This is a genomic window from Fusobacterium sp. SYSU M8D902 (assembly GCF_040199715.1).
Taxonomy (GTDB): domain Bacteria; phylum Fusobacteriota; class Fusobacteriia; order Fusobacteriales; family Fusobacteriaceae; genus Fusobacterium_A.
The window spans coordinates 1-887 of sequence record NZ_JBEFNA010000074.1 but is presented as its reverse complement, the minus strand read 5'-3'; the positions used below and the strand labels follow the sequence as shown (position 1 = coordinate 887).

At 26.9% G+C, this 887-nt stretch carries 1 protein-coding gene; it reads right to left on the bottom strand.

The genetic code is table 11. From position 1 onward, the window contains the following. A partial coding sequence (locus ABNK64_RS11105; protein ID WP_349764439.1) for an IS256 family transposase occupies positions 1-887 on the bottom strand: 887 nt, incomplete at both ends.

Sequence of the window (887 nt, the reverse complement as noted above, 5' to 3'; positions counted from 1 at the left end):
CTTTCTTCATATTCTATTGCTAATTGTCCTTTTATCAAATGCCAATCTTTCGCATAACCTGTTTTCCATTTTTCGGTTAAATTAATTGTTGATAAATATAATAATTTCATTAAAGCCATATCTGTTGGAAAACTACTTCTTGTTTTTGTTACTTTTCTATATATTCTATTCAAATTTTCAATTACATTTGTTGTATACATAATTCTTCTAATCTCTGGGCTGAATTTAAAAAATGTTCTTAATTCACCCCAATTATTCTCCCAACTTTTCAGTGCATAAGGATATTTTTTAGACCATTTTTCTTTTAACTCCTCCAGCGCAGAATATCCTGTTTCTTCATTAGGAGCTGTATATATTTCTTTTAAATCTTTTGCAAATTCCTTTTTTTCTTTGTAACTAACAAAACTTAAAGTATATCTAATTTGATGAATAATACATCTCTGAATGTCTGTATGAGGAAATACTGTTTTAATAGCCTCTGAAAATCCTGTTAAACCATCTACAGAAGCTATTAAAATATCTTTTACTCCTCTATTTCTTAAATCATTTAAAACAGATAACCAAAATTTAGCTGATTCATTTCCACCTATATAGATTCCTAATACATCTTTTTTTCCTTCAGAATTAACTCCTAAAACTATATAAGCAGCTTTTTTTACTATTGCTTTATCTTCTTTCACATGAAAATGAACTGCATCTAAAAAAGTAAAATAATATACTTCTTCAAGAGGTCTATTTTGCCATTCTTCAATTAAAGGAATAATTTTATCAGTAATTTTACTTACCATTTCAGCAGAAACATCAATACCATAAATTTCTTGGACATGTTTATTAATATCTCTTGTAGACATACCTAATCCATACATAGAAATAACTTTTTCTTCTAG